Raw genomic sequence first — 17,765 nt, 5'->3', positions numbered from 1 at the left:
TGGAGCCGGGCTTCCAGGGGCGTCCTAGACTGGCGGCACTGAACCCCGGTGCAAGGAGGCGACCCAGATGAGTGGGAATTTCGGCGCGATCATCATCGTCGGCCTGATCGTGCTCGTCGTGCTGGCCGCGGTGCTGTTCCTCGCCTCCAAGCGCGCCAACCGCCGCACGCCGGTCGACGCCTCTCGGCAGGCGCCGCCGATCTCCGGCGGTGCGCCGGCCGCCCCCGCGTCCCGGGGCGACGCCGGCGGCGTCGAGGCCGACAGCTGGTCCAGCGCCATCGCCGAGGCGGCCGACGCCCGCCCGGACGCCGTGGACCAGCCGCGCACGTTCTTCAGCCGCGACTCGCTCGTCGACCGCGACCGCTCGCTGGACACCAGCCGCTGGGACAACCGACCCGACGGGTCGGAGGAGTACGACGAGGGCGAGGCGCCGCGCGGCGGCAGCTCGATCGACGCGGGGTTCATCCAGTCGCTGCGCGAGCGCGACAAGAACGCCTGATGCCCGACGCCCAGGGCGCGGCCGCGCCGGTGGTCGAGGACCGCGCCGAGCCGACACCCGGCGCCGAGATCGACCTCCCGGACCCGGACGCGCCGACCGGACCCGGCACCGCCGCCGATCCCGACGCACCGGCCCATCCCGACACCCCGGCCCATCCCGACGCACAGGCCGATCCTGAGGGGCGGGCCGATCCCGACGAGACCCGCACGGACGCCGAGCCCGAGCGAGACACCACCCTGGAGATCCACCTGTTGGCCGACTCCACCGGCGAGTCGGGGGCGCGCGTCGCCCGGGCGGCGGTCGCGCAGTTCCCGTCCCTGGAGTTCCGGCTCGTCCGGCACCGCCGGGTGAACACGACGCAGGCGCTCATGAAGGCGCTGGACACCATCCGCGCCCGCAAGGGGACGCCGACGGCGGTGTTCTTCACGCTGGTGGACTCCGAGCTCGCGGAACTGGTGAAGACGGCCTGCCAGGAGCTCGAACTGCCCTACGCCGACCTGATGACCGACGCGCTGCGCGCCCTGGAGAAGGTCAGCGGCGTCGAGCCCGACCAGGTGCCGCTGCGTCCGGTGGGCGTGGAGGCGGACTACTTCGCCCGGATCGCCGCCATCGACTTCGCCGTCCGCAACGACGACGGCGCCGCCCCGACGGCCCTGACCGACTGCGACATCTGCCTCGTCGGGCCGTCCAGGTCGGGCAAGACACCGCTGTCGATCTTCCTGGGCTACATGGGCTACAAGGTGGTCAACGTCCCGCTCGTGCCCGGGATCAAGCCGCCCGAGGAGCTGTTCCAGATCGACCGCTGGCGGGTCGTCGGGCTCACGATGGATCCGGAGAAGCTGCGGCAGATCCGCTCCGAGCGGGTCAAGGGCCTCGGGGTGAAGCGCACCATGAAGGACGGCTACATCGACCTGGCCAGCATCTACGCCGAGCTGGACGAGACCGGGCAGATCATGAAGCAGTTGCGCTGCCCCGTCATCGACACCACGGGGATGGCGCTGGAGGAGTCGGCGTCGCGGATCCTCGACCTGGTGGAGGAGCGTGCCCGCATCCACCAGACGCGGCTGCGGCGTCCACCGAACGTGGCCTCGGAGCTCAACGCCCACTGAGCCGCGGGTCGGCACCGCCCACTGAGCCGCGGAACCGCACCGCCCGCTGAGCCGAGCGCCGTCCGCGCCGCCCGCCGAGGTATATATCCCCCGCGCCCGCCGGTCGCACTTTCGGTGAGCCCCCCGCTCCGCCCTTGGTACGGACTTCCGCGCCGCCGCTGGTCCGCGGGGGCGTCGTCGGGCACCGTGGGTGGTGCGGCGGCTCCTCAGATCGCGCACCCCACGTCGGGCACCCCCACCGGCGGATCCAGAAGGAGCCGCCGCCGCTCGTCTCCGGACGCCCCGAGTCGGTCCGGCGGAGGCGTTCGGACGGTCAGCGGCGGGCCGTCGGCGCGGTCACGACTCCGGCGCGCACGTCCTGCAGTCGCTCCAACAGCGCCTCGGCCTCGGGCCAGCGCTCGGTGGCCACGGCGTCCGCGAAGGTGCACATGGCCTGCCGGGCGCTGTCGTCGTCGGGTGCGGGCACCTCGCCGAGGTGCTGCTGGGTGAGCAGGACCAGCTCGAACGTCGTCCGGCGATGGATGAGCTCCAGCCGCGTCGAGCCGCTCACCCGGACCAGGGTCGCGAGGAAGCCGTGCAGGCTTCCGGAGCCCGCGCGCCGGAGTTCGCGGACGTCGGGCTGGGTCGCCCGGATCCGGGCCAGCGCCCGATCCTCGGTGAACCGGAGCAACGCGATCAGTTCCCCGCGCTCGGACACCGGCAGGGAGGGGACGCGCAGAGCCGCGAACGGGGAGCGGACCAGCAGGCCCTCCCCGACGAGCACGTCGATGGCGGAGCGGACGGTCGGACGGGCGACGCCGTACTCGGCGGCGAGGCCCGATTCGGTGACCTTCGCCTCGGGCGGGAACTCCCCGGCGAGGATGCGCCCGCGCAGATGCTTGGCCAGGTCGGTGACCAGCGGGCTGGCTTGACTCACGGCGACCTCCGATGCGGGAATAGTGACTCACCATTGTATCCGGCGCGGCGGGCGCTCCAGGAACCGTGGCACCGGGGACGGGGGTGGTCGTGCAGGACGACTTCACCCCTCGCGCGCTGTCCCAGCCCGGCTCCTACGACCGGCGACGCACCGAGGTCTTCCTGCTCACGTTCGTGGGCTACGTCGCCTGCTATCTGGTGCGCAACAACACCGCGGTCGCGAGCGGCCTGCTCGTCACCGAGGAGGGGTGGACGCCGCTGGACGTCGGCCTCGTGCTGACCGGCTTCACCGTCACCTACGGCCTGGCCAAGCTGGTGATGGGCGTGGTGGTCGACCGCAGCAGCCTGCGGGTCGGGTACGGCGCGGCGCTCATCGTCTCCGCGCTGGTGTGCGCGGCGATGGGGTTCGTCCCCCACGTCGTCGCGATGACCGCGGCGATGGCGGTCATCGGGCTGGCCCAAGGGGTGTGCGCGCCCGCGTCGCTGGCGACGCTCGGCGCCTGGTATCCGCCCTGGCAGCGTGCCTCCCGCGTCGCGGTGTGGAACACCTCGCAGAACGTCGGGGCCGCGCTCCTGCCGCTCCTCGTGATGGGCGCGATGCTCGCGCTCGGCGTCCACCACTGGTCGCTGGCCTACTGGGTGCCGGGCGCGCTCGCGCTGGGCGCCGGCGTCTGGGTGCTGCTGCGGGGCGGCGACCGGCCGTGGCGCGAGGGGTACCCGACGCTGCCCGAGCGCTACGGCCCGGACGCCCTCCCGGAGGTCCGCGGATCGACGGAGGCCTCCTACTGGCGGCTGGTGCGGATCCACGTGGTCGGGAACCGGCTGCTGCTGGCGCTGGCCGTCCTGAACGCGCTGCTGTACCTGCTGCGGTTCGGCGTCCTGAACTGGATCCCGCTGTACACGATGACGGAGGTCGGGCTCAGCGTCCCCGAGGCCGGCCTGGTCATGGCCGTCTACGAGTGGGCCGCCGTGCCGGGGGCGCTGCTGTTCGCCCTCGTGGCGCACCGCTGGCCCAACCGGATGGCGATGGCGGGCGCGGCCGGCCTCGTCGTCCTGGCCTTCGGGCTGCTCGGCTACTCCGTCGCGGACAACCGGGTCGAGGTGTTCGTGATGGCCGGCCTGCTCGGGGCGCTGACGTACGGGCCGCAGGTCGTCATCAACATCCTGACGCTGAACTTCGTGTCGCCGCGGGCGATGGGTGTGGCGGTGGGCTTCGTCGGCCTCGGCGGCTACCTCGTCGGCGAGGTGGTCGCGAACCTGGGCATGCCCACGCTGGCCGAGCAGTTGGGCTGGGGGCGGGCCTTCGTGGCGCTGGCCGCGATCAGCGCGGTGGCGGCCCTGATCTACTGGGAGCTCCGGCGCGCCGAGCGGCGCACCGTGCCCTCCCGGTGAGACCAGGGCCGTCACGGTTTCCGTCCTAGGCCTGGACGATCTTCTGCTCGCGCTTGCGCAGCGACAGGTAGAGCGCCGCGCCGACGAGGGCGAAGAAGCTCAGCAGGGTGAACGAGGCCGTCCAGTCGAGCGCCTCGGCCAGGATCGGCATGACCAGGTTGGCCGCCATCTCGCCCACGATGTAGCCGAACAGGCCCACGAAGCCGACCGCCACGCCGGCCGTCCGCAGGGGGACCACGTTGAGCGTCAGGATGTTGATGATGAGCTGCGGGCCGTAGATGAACGTGCCCATCAGGCCGGAGATCACCAGCAGCAGCGCGTAGTCGTGGTTGCCCATGTAGAGCCAGATCAGGCCCGCGAGCAGCACGAGACCGGCGGCGCCGACGATGGACTGCTTGTTGGGCAGCTTGACCGCGACCCACGCGAAGAAGAAGCAGCCGGGGATCGCGATCCACTCCAGGATCGAGAACGCCATCGAGTACTGCGCCTCGTTGAAGCCCATCTCGTCGCCGAGGAAGATCGGCATCCAGTTGAGGATGCCGAACCGCAGGAAGTACAGGATCGCGTTGACGAACGCGACCGTCAGGATCACGGGGCTGGTGAAGATGTGCTTGCGCAGGGTGGTCCAGTAGGGCTCGTCGGGGGTGTCCTCGACCTGCGGCTCGCCCGCCTTGCCGTAGATGTCGGTGAGGCTGCCCAGGCCCTCGCTCTTGGGGGTGTCGCCGCCGAACTTCCAGGCGACGAAGCTGAACAGCAGCACGACGACGCCCGGCACCCAGAAGGCGTAGGCGACGTTGCTGGGGCCGACGACCCCGAGCAGCCCGGAGATGATGATCGGCAGCGTGGCGCCGCCCAGGTTCTGCGAGGTGTTCCAGATCGCGATGCCCGAGCCGCGGGTCTTGTTGGGGTACCAGTTGGCGATCATCGCCATCGAGCCGGGCGCCAACGCGCCTTGGACGGTGCCGAGCAGCAGCATGAGCGCGAACATGAGCCAGAACACGTGCACGAAGCCGAGCAGGATGCAGATGACGGCGCTGATCGCCAGCGCGCCGGCGAAGACGCGACGCAGCGACAGCCGGTCGACGACCATGCCCATGAAGAACTTGGCGAAGCCGTAGGTGAGCGTGAAAGCCGTGAGGATCAGGCCGATCTGGACGTTGTCCCAGCCGTTCTCGTCGCGGAGGATCTTGCTCGTCAGCTTGAAGTTGTTGCGCACCAGGTACGCGCACACGTAGCCGACGTAGGCGACGGCGAACACCACCATGCGGCGCTTCAGGTAGGTGGCGAACTTCTCCGGATTGCGCCTCCGATACTCCTCGGATTGCTGGTTCTCGTCGTCGGCCGGGTCGAGATCGAGGTCGTCGAGCTCGTAGCCGCTGGGCTCTTTGGTGGACATGCGCCTACCTCTCCATTGATGTCAGACGATGCAGTGATTGTCATACAATCAGGACGACTGTAAGGCGCGCGGGGTCGGCGCGCAACGTGTTCGGGCGGATTCGTGGAGAGATCTCCCGCGCCGGCCGGACGGCGGTCCGCGGTCGGGGGGACGAAGCCCCGTGGGTGTCGGCGGGCCGCGGTCGGGCGCCGCGTCCGGGCGATCAGGCCGGGGCGAGGGCGTCCGCGAGGGCGGTGAGGGTCGCCGAGGTGCCGGCGTCCAGCTTCAGCGCGGCCAGGTCGTCGGCGCGGGTCGGGCCGTGGTTGATGATGAGCACCGGCTTGCCCGTGCGAGCCGCGTGCCGGGCGAACCGCAGTCCCGACATCACCGTCAGCGACGACCCGGCGACCACGAGCGCGTCCGCGGCGTCGACCCGGGCGAAGGACGCCTCGACGCGGGGCTTGGGCACCGTCTCGCCGAAGAACACCACGTCGGGCTTGAGGACGCCGCCGCACCGCTCGCACGCGGGGACGACGAAGTCGTCGGGGTCGGCGATGTCGGCGTCCCCGTCGGGCCGCAGTTCGGCCGATCCGGCGGGGATCACGCCGTGGACGCCGGGGTTGGCGTCCTCCAACCGGCGCTGCAGGACGCCGCGGGCGCTCAGCGCGCCGCACCCCAGGCAGACGACCCGGTCGATGAGGCCGTGCAGGTCGATGACGTCGGCGCTGCCCGCGCGCTCGTGGAGGGCGTCCACGTTCTGGGTGATCACCGGGACGCCGAGCCGCGCCAGGGCGCGGTGCCCGTCGTTGGGGTCGGCGACCCCGAAGCTCCGGTAGCCCATCATCGAGCGGAACCAGTAGCGGCGCCGCGATTCGGGTCGCTTGAGGAAGTCCCCGTACGTGATCGGGTTGGTGGGGCGCGCGTCGGGGCCGCGGTAGTCCGGGATGCCCGAGTCCGTCGAGACGCCCGCCCCGGTCAGCGCCGCCCACGTGCGTCCGGCCAGGGCGTCGGCCAGCGCGGCGAGGTCGGCGGGTCGCGGGGCGGGGATCGGCACGCCCGCCAGGCTACCCGCGGCGTCGGACGGCCCCGCGCGACCCGGCGCGTCGAGGGTGCGCGTGGCCCGCCCTCAGGCGGAGCGGTCGATGTGGACCTCGGTGTAGTCGAGGTTGATCTCGCACTCCAGCGTCTGGTCCATGTCCAGGGCGGGGAACTGCTCGGCGGTGTAGCCGACCGGCTTGGCCGGGACGCCGGCCACCGTCGTGAACGGGGGGACGTCGGCCAGCACGACCGAGCCCGCGCCGATCTTGGCGCCCTCCCCGACGGTGATGTTGCCCAGCACCTTCGCGCCGGCGCCGATCATGACGCCGCGCCCCACCTTCGGGTGCCGGTCGCCGCCCGCCTTGCCGGTGCCGCCGAGGGTGACCTCGTGCAGCATCGAGAAGTCGTCCTCGATCACGGCGGTCTCGCCGATGACGACCGAGGTGGCGTGGTCGAACATGATGCCGCGGCCGATCCGGGCGCCGGGGTGGATGTCGACCGCGAACACCTCCGAGATCCTGCTCTGCAGGAACAGCGCCAGCGCGGTGCGGTCGGTGACCCAGAAGTGGTGGGCGATCCGGAACGCCTGGATCGCGTGGAAGCCCTTGAAGTACAGCAGCGGCTGGGAGTAGCCGCGGGTCGCGGGGTCGCGGGAGATGATCGCCTGCAGGTCGGCGATCACGGACTCGGCGATCAGCGGATCGCGCTCGAAGGCCTCCTCGGCCAGGTCCAGCAGCGTGAGCGCCGACATGGTGGGGCTCGCGAGCTTGTGCGCGAGCTGGCTCCCGAGGGCCTCCATCAGCGAGTGGTGGCGCAGCACGGTCTCGTAGAGGAACCCGGCCAGGCACGGCTCGCGCTCGGCGTCGCGCTGGGCCTCGGCGCGGATGGTCGACCAGATCTGGGCGTCGCCGACGGCTTCGGTCATGGCGGACTCCTTCGTGACGGGTGCGCCCAGCGTAGAACGCGGGCCAACCCTTGCGCCCCGGGGCCCGCTCCTGATCGGCTGGGGCCATGACCTCCTTCGTGTCGCACACCACGGTCGACTGCGCCGACGCCTACGCCCTGTCCGAGTTCTGGCGGGCGGTCCTCGGCTACGCCATGGACCCCGAGGACCCCAACGAACCCGGCCACGAGGAGTGCCCGATCCACGACCCCGAGACGGGCCACGAACTGCTGTTCATCGAGGTGCCCGAGCCCAAGACGGTCAAGAACCGCCTCCACCTCGACCTGCGGCCCCGCGAGGGCACCCGGGACGCCGAACTGGCGCGACTGCTCGACCTGGGCGCGACGCAGGTCGCGGACCACCGCGGCATCCACGGCCCCGGCACCGGCTGGGTCGTGCTGGCCGACCCCGAGGGCAACGAGTTCTGCATCCTGCGCTCGCGGCAGGAGGTCGCCGGCTGAGGCGGAACGGCCCGGCGCGGGGGAGCGTCTGGAAGGATGCTCCCGTGTCGACGAGCGCCTCACCACCCCCGGTCTCGCCCGGGCTGCGGTGGAGCGGCGCCGGGGTGTTCGCCGTCGTCCTGGCGTGGGCCGTCGCCAAGTACGTGTCCGCCTGGTGGTGGGTCTGGCGCCCGGAGGAGTTCAGCGACACCTACTACTACTTCCTGGCCGCCGAGGCCGCGGTCGCGACCGGCGAACTGGCCCAGGCGCTGCCCGAGTACCCCACCCCCGCGGGCTGGCTGCTGCTCGCGCCCTACCTGCTGGGCGCCCACGACTACGTCGCGTACCGCGGCGCCGTGATGGCGATGACGACCGTCGCCGACGCCGCCTTCGCCCTCGTGCTGGGCCGGGTCGCCGGCCCGATCGGGGTGCTGGGCTGGATCGGGCTCACCACGGCGCTGGGCAGCCTCCCCCTGCTCCGGTTCGACATGCTGCCCGCCGCAGCGGCCGGCATCGCGCTGCTGCTCATCGTCCAGCGCCGCGGGTCGGGGGCCGCCGTCATGGTCGCGCTCGGCACCGGGCTCAAGGTGTGGCCGATCGTCCTGGCCCCGCTCATCCTCGCCGGACGCCGCCGAGCCGCGGCGGTCGTGACGTTCGTGGTGAGCGGCCTGACGCTCGTGCTGGGCAGCGTGCTGGTGGGCGGGTGGGACCGGCTGCTCTCGCCCCTGACCCACCAGCGGGAGCGCGGGCTGCAGATCGAGGCGGTCGCCGCGCTGGTCCCGATGTGGTCGTGGAGCAGGGGCGGCGACCAGACCATCGGCTACAGCGAGTTCCACGCCTACGAGGTGGCCGGCGCCGGGGTCGACGGGTGGCTCCTGGCCGCGCAGGCGGCCGCGCTGGCCGCGGCGCTGGCGTGCGGCGTCCTGCTGCTGGTGTGGCTGTTCCGGGGCGCGGAGGTGGGGGCGGCGTCCTGGCTGGCGCTCGGCCTCGTCGGCGCGTTCATCGTGACGTCGCCCGCCCTGAGCCCGCAGTACCTCCTCTGGCTGGCGCCGCCCGCCGCGGTGCTGCTCGGGACCGCCGACCGGCAGGACGCCGGGGCGCCGTCCTGGCCCCGGGCGGCGGCGACGTGGGCGGCGGCCCTGGCGCTGTGCGTCCTGACCACGGTCATCTATCCCGTCGCCTACGACGCGCTCCTGCAGCACCGACCGACGACCACCGCGGCCCTCACCGTGCTGACCGCGCGGAACCTCGGCCTGGTCGTCCTCGTGGTGGGCTGCCTCGAGGCCGCGTGGGGCGCGGTCGGTGGCAACCCGCGTAAACCCGTACGTGGCAACAGGCCACGTTCCCTAGAGTTGGCCGGAAGACGGTTCCGGACCGAGGAGGACGCCGATGGGGACGCCGGTCGAGACGACTGACGCGCCCCGCACGTCGGCGAAGACGCCCCGGCCGCGAACCTTCCCAGCCCTCGACGCGTCGGGAACGCCCGGCGCCGCGTCGGCGGTCATCGCCGACGCCCACGCGGGCCCGACCGAAGAACAGGGAGTTCCATGGCAGTGAAGCGCGCGGCCATCGTGGGGTGGGGCGACGTCGCCACCATCCACCACGAGGCCATCAAGGCGATCGAGGGCGTCGAGCTCGTGGGGGTCGTGGACACCGATCCCGCGCGCCGCGCGGTCGCGACCCAGGCCACCGGCGCCCCCGCGTTCGCGACCGTGGCGGAACTGGTCGAGGCGGCCTCGCCCGACGTCGTCCACGTCGCGACGCCGCACGACCAGCACATCACGCCCACCCTGGAGGCGGTCGCACTCGGCGTCCACGTCATCCAGGAGAAGCCGCTGGCCGCCCACCTCGACGACGCGCAGCGGCTGCTTGACGCCGACATCCCCGCCGGCGTCAAGGTCGGGGTGTGCTTCCAGAACCGCTACAACGTCAGCTCGGTCGAGTTGCGCCGTCTGCTCGACTCGGGTGAGCTCGGCGCGATCCGCGGCGCGTACGCGTCCGTGGTCTGGACGCGCAGCGCCGAGTACTACCGCGCCAAGCCGTGGCGGGCGAGCCAGGAGCAGTCCGGCGGCGGTCTGCTCATCAACCAGGCGATCCACACCCTCGACCTGGTGCAGTGGCTGGTCGGCGACGTGACCGACGTGCACGGCCGCGTCGCCTCGCACAAGTTCGCCGAGGTCACCGAGATCGAGGACACCGCGGAGGTGCTGTTCACCCACGCCGACGGCGTCCAGACGACCTTCTACGCGACCCTGACGGCCCCGCAGAATCGCCCCGTCGAGCTGGAGCTCGACTGCGAGAACGCCTACGTCACCCTGCGCGACGGGCTGACCGTGGCGTGGAAGGACGGCCGCGTGGAGCGGTTCGAGGAGCGGCGCGCGGCGTCCGGCGGGCGCGCCTACTGGGGGGTCTCGCACGAGCTGCTGATCCGCGACTTCTACGCGAAGGTCGACGATCCGGAGCCGTTCTGGATCAGCCCGGCCGAGGCGCTGAAGTCGCTGCAGATGCTGAAGGCCACCTACGCCTCCTCCGAGGCGGACGCCGCGGCGGCGGCCGCGCACACCGCGCCGGGCGCCCCGATCGCCTGACCGACCCTCCGACGGCCCCGGCGACCCGCCGGGGCCGTCGCGCGTCCACGGCTGGCCGCCCGACGCTGGGTGCCCGGCGGCGAGATCCCCATGCGCGACGCGGGGGCGTCCCCGGTCGAGGGCCGCGTCGCCCCAGGTGGCCCGGACGCCGGGGCGAGCCGCGCGGCCGTCGTGCCAGACTCGACCCCATGAGCGACGACACCCCCGCCGTGCCCAACCCCTGCGCGCCCGTGCCGCCGTCCCGCCTCGAGTGGGCCGGATACGCGTGGGGCGAGCCGTTGCCCGACCTCACCCCCGATCCGGCGTTCGACCGGGCCGCTTTCGAGGCCGCGGTGGCGCGGTACGGCGTCCACAACGGGCAGGTGATCCGGTCCCCGCGCCTCCCGTTCGACACCATGCCCGCCCTGCAGGCCGTGCGGCTGCTCGACCGGATGCTCCAGTACCACGACGATGCCCACCAGGGGGCCACCGACGTGCTCACCGTGGTGCTCGAGGAGGGCGCGGACGCGATCCCGGGGGAGTTCATCCGGTTCCACGCCGGGCACGTCCTCGCCGTTCGGGCCGTCGTCGTGCCGCAGCTCCCCCCGGCGCGGCTCGCCCGGTGGCGCGCCGAGGCCGAGCGCGCCGCGCTCCACGACCTCGGGCGCCTGCTCGCCTCCGCCGCGCTGGCCGAACCCGCCGCGCACCTCGCTGCGCTGGCCGCCGCCCCCGACGACCTGCTGCGCGGACACCACCTCCGCGACGCCGCCGCCCTGCTGTGCGCGGTCGCCGATCCCGACGAGCGGCTCCGGCACGCCCGCCGCTGGGGCGTGCCGGACATGGCCGCGAGCCACCTCGACGTCGACGTCGTGCACGTGCTGGGGATCGACCCGGTCCCCGCGCTCGCCGAGCGGGTGGCGGCCCGCACGGACGCCGCTGAGGCGGCCCGCGAGTTCGCCGCCCTGACGGCGGTCCCCGACGGCGCCGCCGCGGCCCCCGCGGTCGGCCCCGTGCTCGCCCTGGCGCGCTCCTCGGCGGCGATCGACCTGGCCCGCGACTGGCTGGCGGCGCGCCCCGCCGCGCTCGCCGCGTACGTCGGCTACGCCGAGGCCGACCGGCCGCTGCTGTCCGCGCTCCTCGCCCGGGCGCGCGCCCGGGGGGCGAACCTCGCGGAGGCGTCCGACCCGGTGCTGCGCGGCGTCCTGGCCGAGTTGGCCGAGGCCGACGCGCGCCCGGCGATCACGCCGCCGTGGTGGGCGGCGGCGGTCGCGGCGGAGAAGAAGGCGCCCAAGCCGACGGGCCGCGGCGGCCTCAGCGCCCCCCGCGAGGCGCCGTGGTTCGCCCGCCCCGACGCGCTGCCCCCGGTGCTGACCGCCGAGGGCGACCGGCTGGCCCCCGACGTCGCCGCGGAGCTCGTGGCCGCCGCCGCCCGCGGCGCGAAAGACCCCGACCTGCGCGCCCGCCCGCTCGTCGCCGCGGCGCGCGAGCATCTCGAGGAGTCCTCGCGCGAGCGCCTGGCGATCGCGCTGTTCGACGGCTACCTGGCCAGCGGGGCGGACGCCAAGCTGCGCGCCTACGCGATCGCGGCCGGCCTGCTCGGCGGGCCCGCGTTCGTCGACCACGCCGCCCCCCTGGTGATGCTGTGGCCCGGCCGGGGCGCCTACCAGCGCTCCGTGCTCGTCCTGACCGCGTTCGCCGCGACCGGCAGCCGGCACGCCATGACGCTGCTGTCGGACCGGTTCGCCAAGGTGAAGACGCGCAAGGTGCGCGAGGGCGCCGAGGCGGCGCTGGCGAAGGCCGCGGTGGCCCAGGGCATGACGCCCGACGCCTACGAGGACACCCTGGTGCCCGACGGCGGCCTGGACGCCCGGGGCGGCCTCGACCTGTCCTACGGCACCCGCTGCTTCCGGGCGACGCTGCTCCCCGACGGGTCCACCCCCGTGCGCGAGCTGGCCGCGGACGGCCGCCCGCTGCCCGGGGCGTCCGGCCGGCCGCAGAAGTCGCTCCCGGCGCCGCGCGCCGACGACGACCCGGCCGCGGTCGCGCACGCGAAGGCCACGCTCACCGCGACCCGGCGCGCCCTGCGCGGCATCACGTCGGCGCAGACGCGGCGGCTGGAGCGCGCCCTCGTGACGGGCCGCACCTGGACCGGCGACCAACTGCGCGCCTACCTGGCGCACCCGGTGCTCGGGGGGCTGGCGCGCCCGCTGGTGTGGATCACCGACGACGGGCGCACGATCCGGGCCACCGAGGAGGGCGAGTTCGTCACCGCGGCCGACGACCCGGGGGAGCCCGCGCCCGACGAGACGCTGCGGCTCGCCCACCCGCTGCTCCTGCCCGCCCCGGACGCGGACGCCTGGCGGGCCGCCCTGCGCGAGCACGACCTGATCGCCCCGTTCGACCAGCTCGACCGGCCGGTCGCGGCGCTCCCGGCGGACGCCGTGGGCGCCGACCTGCCCGGGCGGCTGCTTCCCGTGGGGATCCATCCCGGCACCTTCGCGTCCACGGTCGAGCGGGCCGGCTGGACGCCCGGCCCCACCGGGCAGGGCGGCTACCGCGACACCTGGACGCTGCGGGGCGACGAGGTGACGCTCACGATGGTCATCGCACCCGGCGTGCACCCGATGGGCATGGCCGACGGCGAGCCGGTCGCCGTCGCCTCGGTCGGGGCGACCGCCGCCGGGCGCCCCGTGGCGTGGCCGGATGTGGACCGGGTCCTCGCCTCGGAGGTGCTGACCCTGCTGGACCGGCTCACGCCGGCCTGAGCGGACGCCGCTCCGGCGCTACTGCATGCCCTGGTCGCGCGCGGCCCGCAGCGGGTCGAGCGCCCCGGCGTCGCCGGACGCCGCGGGCTCGTCGCCGCGGCCCCACAGCCAGCGCATCAGCGCCTCGGCGCTGCCGGTCACCCGGGCGGCCGGCGTGCCGGCGAGGACGCGCCGGGCGCCGGGAACGTCGTAGGCCTTCCCGGACTGCCCGACGCCCTGCCAGCGTCCGGTCTCGACCAGCCAGCCGTGGCCCGTGTCCTCGGCCACGAGTTCGACCCGGCTCGCGCCGGGGGCGAACGAGCACCCGGGTTGGGTGCCCCACCACGCCCACATCACGTCGAAGGCGTGCTCGATGCCGTCCGCGGCCAGCCTCGGGTCGACGGGCGCCGAGTCCAGGCCGGCCGCCGCCTCGGCGTCCACGCGGTGCATGGTGGCCTCGTGCGCCTGCATGCGGCGGGTCGCGCCCACCGTGCGGTCGGTGGCCAGCCAGAACCAGGCGGGCGTGGCGTCCTCCGCACCGGCCAGCGCCTCGAGGAGTTGCCCGGTCGCCCGCTCGAACAGGGCCATCGTCTCCGCGCGGGATCCGGGGCGGGTGGGGCCCGCGGCCTCGACGGCTTCGGACTCCTCGTCGGTCTGGGCGCCGCTGGTCAGCACGCGGGCCCAGAAGCCGTGGACCTCGGTGAGGTGCCAGGCGAGGTCGTCGGCGGTCCAGCCGGGGCAGGTCGGGACGGCGGCGTCCGGAGCGGCCTGGGCGATGGCGTCGGCGAATCGGCGGGATTCTGCTTCGATCACGGTGGTCAGGTCCAGCATTCCCCGATGTTGCCACCAGGTTGCAGGCCAGGGGAAGCCAATCGGCGCTTAATCGTGCAACCGGCTCCCCTTGCGGGCAGCGCTTTCCTAGAGTGAGACCACCGTAGGCGAGCAAAGGAGCATTCCATGGCAACGGACCACGTCCGGCTGGGCATCATCGGCCTGGGGACCGAGGGCAACATGTACGCCACCTTCCTGTCCGAGGGCAAGGTGCCCGACATGACGATCGGCGCGATCTGCGACATCGACGAGAGCAAGCGGGCCGACGCCGAGAAGCTGGGGGTCCCGTTCTACGACGACTACCGGGCGATGATCGACTCCGGTGACGTCAACGCCGTGGTCACGACCGTCCCGCACTACCTGCACCCCGAGATGGGCATCTACGCCCTCGAGCACGGCGTGCACACGCTCGTGGAGAAGCCGGTCGGCGTCTACACCAAGCAGGCGCGCGAGCTGATCGACCTCGCCGCCCAGCACCCCGAGCTGACCTTCGGGGTGTTCTTCAACCAGCGCACCAACCCGCTGTACAAGGACCTCAAGGCCCTCCTGGACTCCGGTGAGCTCGGCGCCCTGCGTCACACCTCCTGGATCATCACGACGTGGTGGCGGCCGCAGGGTTACTACGAGCAGTCCGACTGGCGCGCCACGTGGGGCGGTGAGGGCGGTGGCGTCCTGGTGAACCAGGCCCCGCACCAGCTCGACCTGTGGCAGTGGCTGTGCGGTGTCCCGAAGTCGGTGTTCGCCAAGTGTGCGTACGGCTTCCGGCGCGACATCGTCGTGGAGGACGAGGTGAACGCCCTGGTCGACTTCGGCGACGGCGCCACCGGCTCGTTCATCACCTGCACCCACGACATGGCCGGCACCGACCGCCTGGAGATCCTGTGCGACCGCGGCAAGATCGTCGTGGAGAACTCCAAGATCGCGACCATCACGCGCCTGACCGACGACGAGCGGACGCTCTCGGACGGCATGGACGTCTCCACGGTGCGCAAGCTGTTCCGCGGCGAGCTCGACAAGGACACCCTGATGAGCGAGGAGACCAAGGACTACGGGACCGTCTGGGGCGTGCAGCACGTCGAGGTCCTCCGCAACTTCACCGAGGCCGTCAAGGGCACCGAGGAACTGCTGGCGCCCGGCGGCGACGGCATCCACGGCGTCCGGCTGGCGAACGCGATCCACCTGTCCAGCTGGCTGGACCAGGAGGTGTCCATCGAGAACTTCGACGAGGACGCCTACATGGCCGAGCTGAACAAGCGCATCGCCGACGAGGGCAAGTACCCGACGCGCGCCTGAGCGCCGTCACCGAAACCTACGGAAGGAAAGACAACCATGGCCGTTCTGGGCGTCATGATGATGATGGTCAAGAACCAGGTGGCGGAGCAGGGCATGTTCGCCGTCCTGCAGCGGATCAAGGATCTGGACATCGACGCGGTCGAGGTAAGCCAGATCCCGATGAGCGAGGAGAACACCGCCGACCTCGAGCGCGCGGTGAAGGAGCTCGGGATGATCGTGGGCGCCCTCTCGGTGGCGCTCAAGCCCGGGCCCACCGCGACCGGCGACAACCTGGAGGAGAACTTCGACAAGATCGTCTCCGACTGCAAGCGCCTCGGCACGAAGTTCGTCCGGATCGGCATGATGCCGCACCGCGCGATGGCCTCGAAGGAGGCCTGCGAGGCGTGGGCGGCCGAGTGCGAGCAGGCCGCGCAGCGGCTGGCCGCCGAGGGGATCACGCTGTGCTACCACAACCACCACGTGGACCTGGCGCAGTTCGACGGCGAGCGGATCTTCGACATCGTCCGTCGCGTCGCGCCGAGCCTCTACTTCGAGGTGGACCTCCACTGGGTGCAGCGGGGCGGCATGGCGCCGCTGGACATGCTGGAGCTCTACTCGGGCGTCTGCAAGATCATCCACGTCAAGGACTTCCGCGTGCAGCCGCTGCCCGCCGAGGCCCTCGACGCGATCGAGTCCGGTGACCGGGCGACCTTCCAGTCGCTGTTCAACAACATCGTGCAGTTCGCCGAGGTCGGCCAGGGCAACATGAACTGGCCGCAGCTGCTGCCCGCCGCGGAGAAGGCGGGGGCGGAGTTCTTCTTCATCGAGCAGGACGACACCTACGGTCGCGACCCGTTCGACTGCATCGCCGACTCGCGCGCCTACCTGGCCTCGATCGGCTACTGACCGACACCTCTCCCTGATCGGCCCGCGGCGTCCCGGACGCCGCGGGCCGACCCGCGTCCGGGCGAGCGGCGAGGTGTGGCTGCATCCGAGCCCGGGTCAAGGGGTGCGGCGGCACCCCTTTGCAGCGCTGCAAATCTGTGCAAGACTCCCTCGCATCGAGGGGGAGGCGATCGATGGCGAAGCGACCCAACATCGTGTGGGTGATGACGGACCAGCACCGGGCCGATCTCACGTGGGCGGCCGGTGAGGCCGGTCCCGTCATGCCGACGCTGCGGGGGCTGGCGTCGCGGGGCAGCACGTTCGACCGCGCCTACACCTCGACGCCCGCGTGCGTCCCCGCCCGGGTGAGCCTGCTCACCGGGCGGTTCCCCTCCGTGCACCAGGTGCGGCAGAACTCCAACGAGACCGAGGCCCGGTTCGCGGCCGACCTGCTCGACGTCCTCGGCGCCCACGGGTACGAGACCTTCTTCGCCGGCAAGCCCCACATGCACCGGGGCCCGGCCGACTTCGACCACTTCCGCGGCCCGTACATGCACACCGGCGGGCCCGCGACCTCCCCCGACCAGGCCGCCTTCGACGCCTGGCTCGACGGGCTCGACCACTCGGTCTCACCGGTGGCCACCCCGTTCCCGCTGGAGTGCCAGCTCCCGCACCGGATCGTGGACGACGCGCTGGCGGACCTGCGGGCGGCCCGTCCCGCCGGCCCCGACGACCGGCCCTTCTTCCTGTGGGTCTCCTTTCCGGAGCCGCACAACCCCTACCAGGTGCCCGAGCCGTACTTCTCGATGTTCGACGACGTGGCCCGCGACCACGAGCGCCGGGCCGGCCCCGAGGCGATCGACGAACTGTCCTGGCGGTACCGCTGGTTGCGCGACCTGATCGAGAGCAAGCGCCCCGGCTACGACGAGGACTGGCGTCGCTACCTGGCCACCTACCTCGGGATGCTACGCATGGTCGACGACCAGATCGCGCGCCTGCTCGCGGGACTCGGCGCGCACCTGGACGACACGCTGGTGTTCTTCCTCGCCGACCACGGGGACTACGTCGGCGAGTACGGGCTCCAGCGCAAGGGCGCCGGCCTGCCCGAGGTCCTGACGCGCATCCCCCTGATCGTGGCGGGCCCCGGCGTCCCGGAGGGCGAGCGGCGCACCGAGATGGTCTCCATCGTCGACGTCCTGCCCACCGTGTGCGGCCTCGCCGGCCTGGAGCCCCCGCGCGGCAGCCAGGGGCGCGACCTCACCGGGCTGTGGGCAGGACGGGACGCGGGGGAGGAGTTCGCCACCGCCTACGTCGAGCTCGGCTACGGCGGGGTCGCCTACGGGGTGGACGCGCGCCCGCCGCTGCACTTCGACTACGCGGGCCCGACGTTCGACGAGCTGAACTCGGTCACCCAGTCGGGTCACGAGCGCATGCTGCGGCTCGACGACCTCAAGCTCGTCATGGACGCCGAGGGGCGCCGCTGGCTGTACGACCTGGCGTCCGATCCCGGCGAGACGCGCAACCTCGCCGACGACCCCGCGCATCGCGATGCCCTCGCCACCCTCACCTGGTGGCTGGCCCGCTGGCTCATGCGGGTCGACGACGACCTGCCCGCGGGCCGCTACACGCCGCGGATTCCCGCCGACAACTGGCGTTGGGCGCCCGAGGCGCTCGACGCCGAGCCCCCTCCATCCGCTGCGGCCCGCACGGACCGCCCGACCGAACCGTCCGTATCGCTCGCTACGAAGGAGTAGC

General features: G+C 72.9%; 15 protein-coding genes. 10 read left to right on the top strand and 5 right to left on the bottom strand.

Annotated elements, in window-relative coordinates; genetic code table 11:
• The first annotated feature begins 67 nt into the window (after positions 1-67).
• Both G7070_RS06875 and ppsR read left to right on the top strand, forming a co-directional pair.
• Complete coding sequence (locus G7070_RS06875) at positions 68-499, top strand: hypothetical protein (protein ID WP_166233022.1); 432 nt, start codon at positions 68-70, stop codon at positions 497-499.
• Entirely contained in the window at positions 499-1,608 is a 1,110-nt protein-coding gene (gene ppsR / locus G7070_RS06870) for a pyruvate, water dikinase regulatory protein (RefSeq protein WP_166233020.1), read from the top strand. Before G7070_RS06875 ends, ppsR begins: the two co-directional genes overlap by 1 nt.
• A 313-nt stretch (positions 1,609-1,921) precedes the next feature.
• On the opposite strand, the gene G7070_RS06865 is transcribed toward ppsR, so the two are convergent.
• Entirely contained in the window at positions 1,922-2,524 is a 603-nt protein-coding gene (locus tag G7070_RS06865; protein ID WP_166233018.1) for a GntR family transcriptional regulator, read from the bottom strand.
• Positions 2,525-2,589: 65 nt separating this feature from the next.
• Here G7070_RS06865 and G7070_RS06860 point away from each other — a divergent pair, with 65 nt between their 5' ends.
• Positions 2,590-3,915 carry an MFS transporter gene (locus G7070_RS06860; RefSeq protein ID WP_166233016.1) on the top strand — a complete coding sequence of 442 codons (1,326 nt, stop codon included), beginning with the start codon at positions 2,590-2,592 and terminating at the stop codon, positions 3,913-3,915.
• A gap of 25 nt (positions 3,916-3,940) precedes the next feature.
• Here the strand turns inward: G7070_RS06860 and G7070_RS06855 are convergent, their stop codons facing one another.
• The 3 genes from G7070_RS06855 to cysE form a co-directional block, all read right to left on the bottom strand.
• Positions 3,941-5,311 (bottom strand): MFS transporter, encoded by a 1,371-nt coding sequence (locus G7070_RS06855; protein ID WP_166233014.1) that lies wholly within the window; start codon positions 5,309-5,311, stop codon positions 3,941-3,943.
• Between the two features lie 202 nt (positions 5,312-5,513).
• Positions 5,514-6,344 (bottom strand): NAD-dependent protein deacetylase, encoded by an 831-nt coding sequence (locus G7070_RS06850; RefSeq protein ID WP_166233012.1) that lies wholly within the window; start codon positions 6,342-6,344, stop codon positions 5,514-5,516.
• Positions 6,345-6,416: 72 nt separating this feature from the next.
• A complete protein-coding gene (cysE, locus tag G7070_RS06845) occupies positions 6,417-7,253 on the bottom strand; it encodes a serine O-acetyltransferase (protein WP_166233010.1) in 837 nt (278 codons plus the stop codon).
• 86 nt (positions 7,254-7,339) lie between these two features.
• Here cysE and G7070_RS06840 point away from each other — a divergent pair, with 86 nt between their 5' ends.
• The 4 genes from G7070_RS06840 to G7070_RS06825 all read left to right on the top strand — a co-directional run bounded on the left by G7070_RS06840 (position 7,340) and on the right by G7070_RS06825 (position 13,043).
• Positions 7,340-7,732, top strand: a complete 393-nt coding sequence (locus G7070_RS06840) for a VOC family protein (RefSeq protein WP_166233008.1) — start codon at positions 7,340-7,342, stop codon at positions 7,730-7,732.
• A 44-nt stretch (positions 7,733-7,776) separates the two neighbouring features.
• Positions 7,777-9,126 carry a glycosyltransferase 87 family protein gene (locus G7070_RS06835; RefSeq protein ID WP_166233006.1) on the top strand — a complete coding sequence of 450 codons (1,350 nt, stop codon included), beginning with the start codon at positions 7,777-7,779 and terminating at the stop codon, positions 9,124-9,126.
• A 132-nt stretch (positions 9,127-9,258) separates the two neighbouring features.
• A complete protein-coding gene (locus tag G7070_RS06830) occupies positions 9,259-10,299 on the top strand; it encodes a Gfo/Idh/MocA family protein (RefSeq protein ID WP_206079993.1) in 1,041 nt (346 codons plus the stop codon).
• A gap of 188 nt (positions 10,300-10,487) precedes the next feature.
• Complete coding sequence (locus G7070_RS06825) at positions 10,488-13,043, top strand: DUF4132 domain-containing protein (RefSeq protein WP_166233004.1); 2,556 nt, start codon at positions 10,488-10,490, stop codon at positions 13,041-13,043.
• Between the two features lie 18 nt (positions 13,044-13,061).
• On the opposite strand, the gene G7070_RS06820 is transcribed toward G7070_RS06825, so the two are convergent.
• Positions 13,062-13,853, bottom strand: a complete 792-nt coding sequence (locus G7070_RS06820; protein WP_166233002.1) for a maleylpyruvate isomerase family mycothiol-dependent enzyme — start codon at positions 13,851-13,853, stop codon at positions 13,062-13,064.
• 126 nt (positions 13,854-13,979) lie between these two features.
• Between G7070_RS06820 and G7070_RS06815 the strand changes: the two genes are divergently transcribed.
• From G7070_RS06815 to G7070_RS06805, 3 genes are all read left to right on the top strand, one after another.
• A complete protein-coding gene (locus G7070_RS06815; protein WP_166233000.1) occupies positions 13,980-15,146 on the top strand; it encodes a Gfo/Idh/MocA family protein in 1,167 nt (388 codons plus the stop codon).
• Between the two features lie 36 nt (positions 15,147-15,182).
• On the top strand, positions 15,183-16,031 hold the full coding sequence (locus tag G7070_RS06810) for a sugar phosphate isomerase/epimerase family protein (protein WP_166232998.1): 849 nt from the start codon (positions 15,183-15,185) through the stop codon (positions 16,029-16,031).
• Positions 16,032-16,204: 173 nt separating this feature from the next.
• On the top strand, positions 16,205-17,764 hold the full coding sequence (locus tag G7070_RS06805) for a sulfatase family protein (protein WP_166232996.1): 1,560 nt from the start codon (positions 16,205-16,207) through the stop codon (positions 17,762-17,764).
• Position 17,765: the final 1 nt, after the last annotated feature.

This window comes from Propioniciclava coleopterorum, assembly GCF_011393335.1.
GTDB lineage: Bacteria > Actinomycetota > Actinomycetes > Propionibacteriales > Propionibacteriaceae > Propioniciclava > Propioniciclava coleopterorum.
This window is presented reverse-complemented; position numbering and strand designations above follow the sequence as displayed.

Coding starts and splice junctions, on each gene's coding strand:
- G7070_RS06825 (WP_166233004.1), top strand. CDS start 10,488: ATGAGCGACGACACCCCCGCCGTGCCCAACCCCTGCGCGCCCGTGCCG.
- ppsR (WP_166233020.1), top strand. CDS start 499: ATGCCCGACGCCCAGGGCGCGGCCGCGCCGGTGGTCGAGGACCGCGCC.
- G7070_RS06810 (WP_166232998.1), top strand. CDS start 15,183: ATGGCCGTTCTGGGCGTCATGATGATGATGGTCAAGAACCAGGTGGCG.
- G7070_RS06840 (WP_166233008.1), top strand. CDS start 7,340: ATGACCTCCTTCGTGTCGCACACCACGGTCGACTGCGCCGACGCCTAC.
- G7070_RS06815 (WP_166233000.1), top strand. CDS start 13,980: ATGGCAACGGACCACGTCCGGCTGGGCATCATCGGCCTGGGGACCGAG.
- G7070_RS06875 (WP_166233022.1), top strand. CDS start 68: ATGAGTGGGAATTTCGGCGCGATCATCATCGTCGGCCTGATCGTGCTC.
- G7070_RS06820 (WP_166233002.1), bottom strand. CDS start 13,853: ATGCTGGACCTGACCACCGTGATCGAAGCAGAATCCCGCCGATTCGCC.
- G7070_RS06830 (WP_206079993.1), top strand. CDS start 9,259: ATGGCAGTGAAGCGCGCGGCCATCGTGGGGTGGGGCGACGTCGCCACC.
- cysE (WP_166233010.1), bottom strand. CDS start 7,253: ATGACCGAAGCCGTCGGCGACGCCCAGATCTGGTCGACCATCCGCGCC.
- G7070_RS06855 (WP_166233014.1), bottom strand. CDS start 5,311: ATGTCCACCAAAGAGCCCAGCGGCTACGAGCTCGACGACCTCGATCTC.
- G7070_RS06805 (WP_166232996.1), top strand. CDS start 16,205: ATGGCGAAGCGACCCAACATCGTGTGGGTGATGACGGACCAGCACCGG.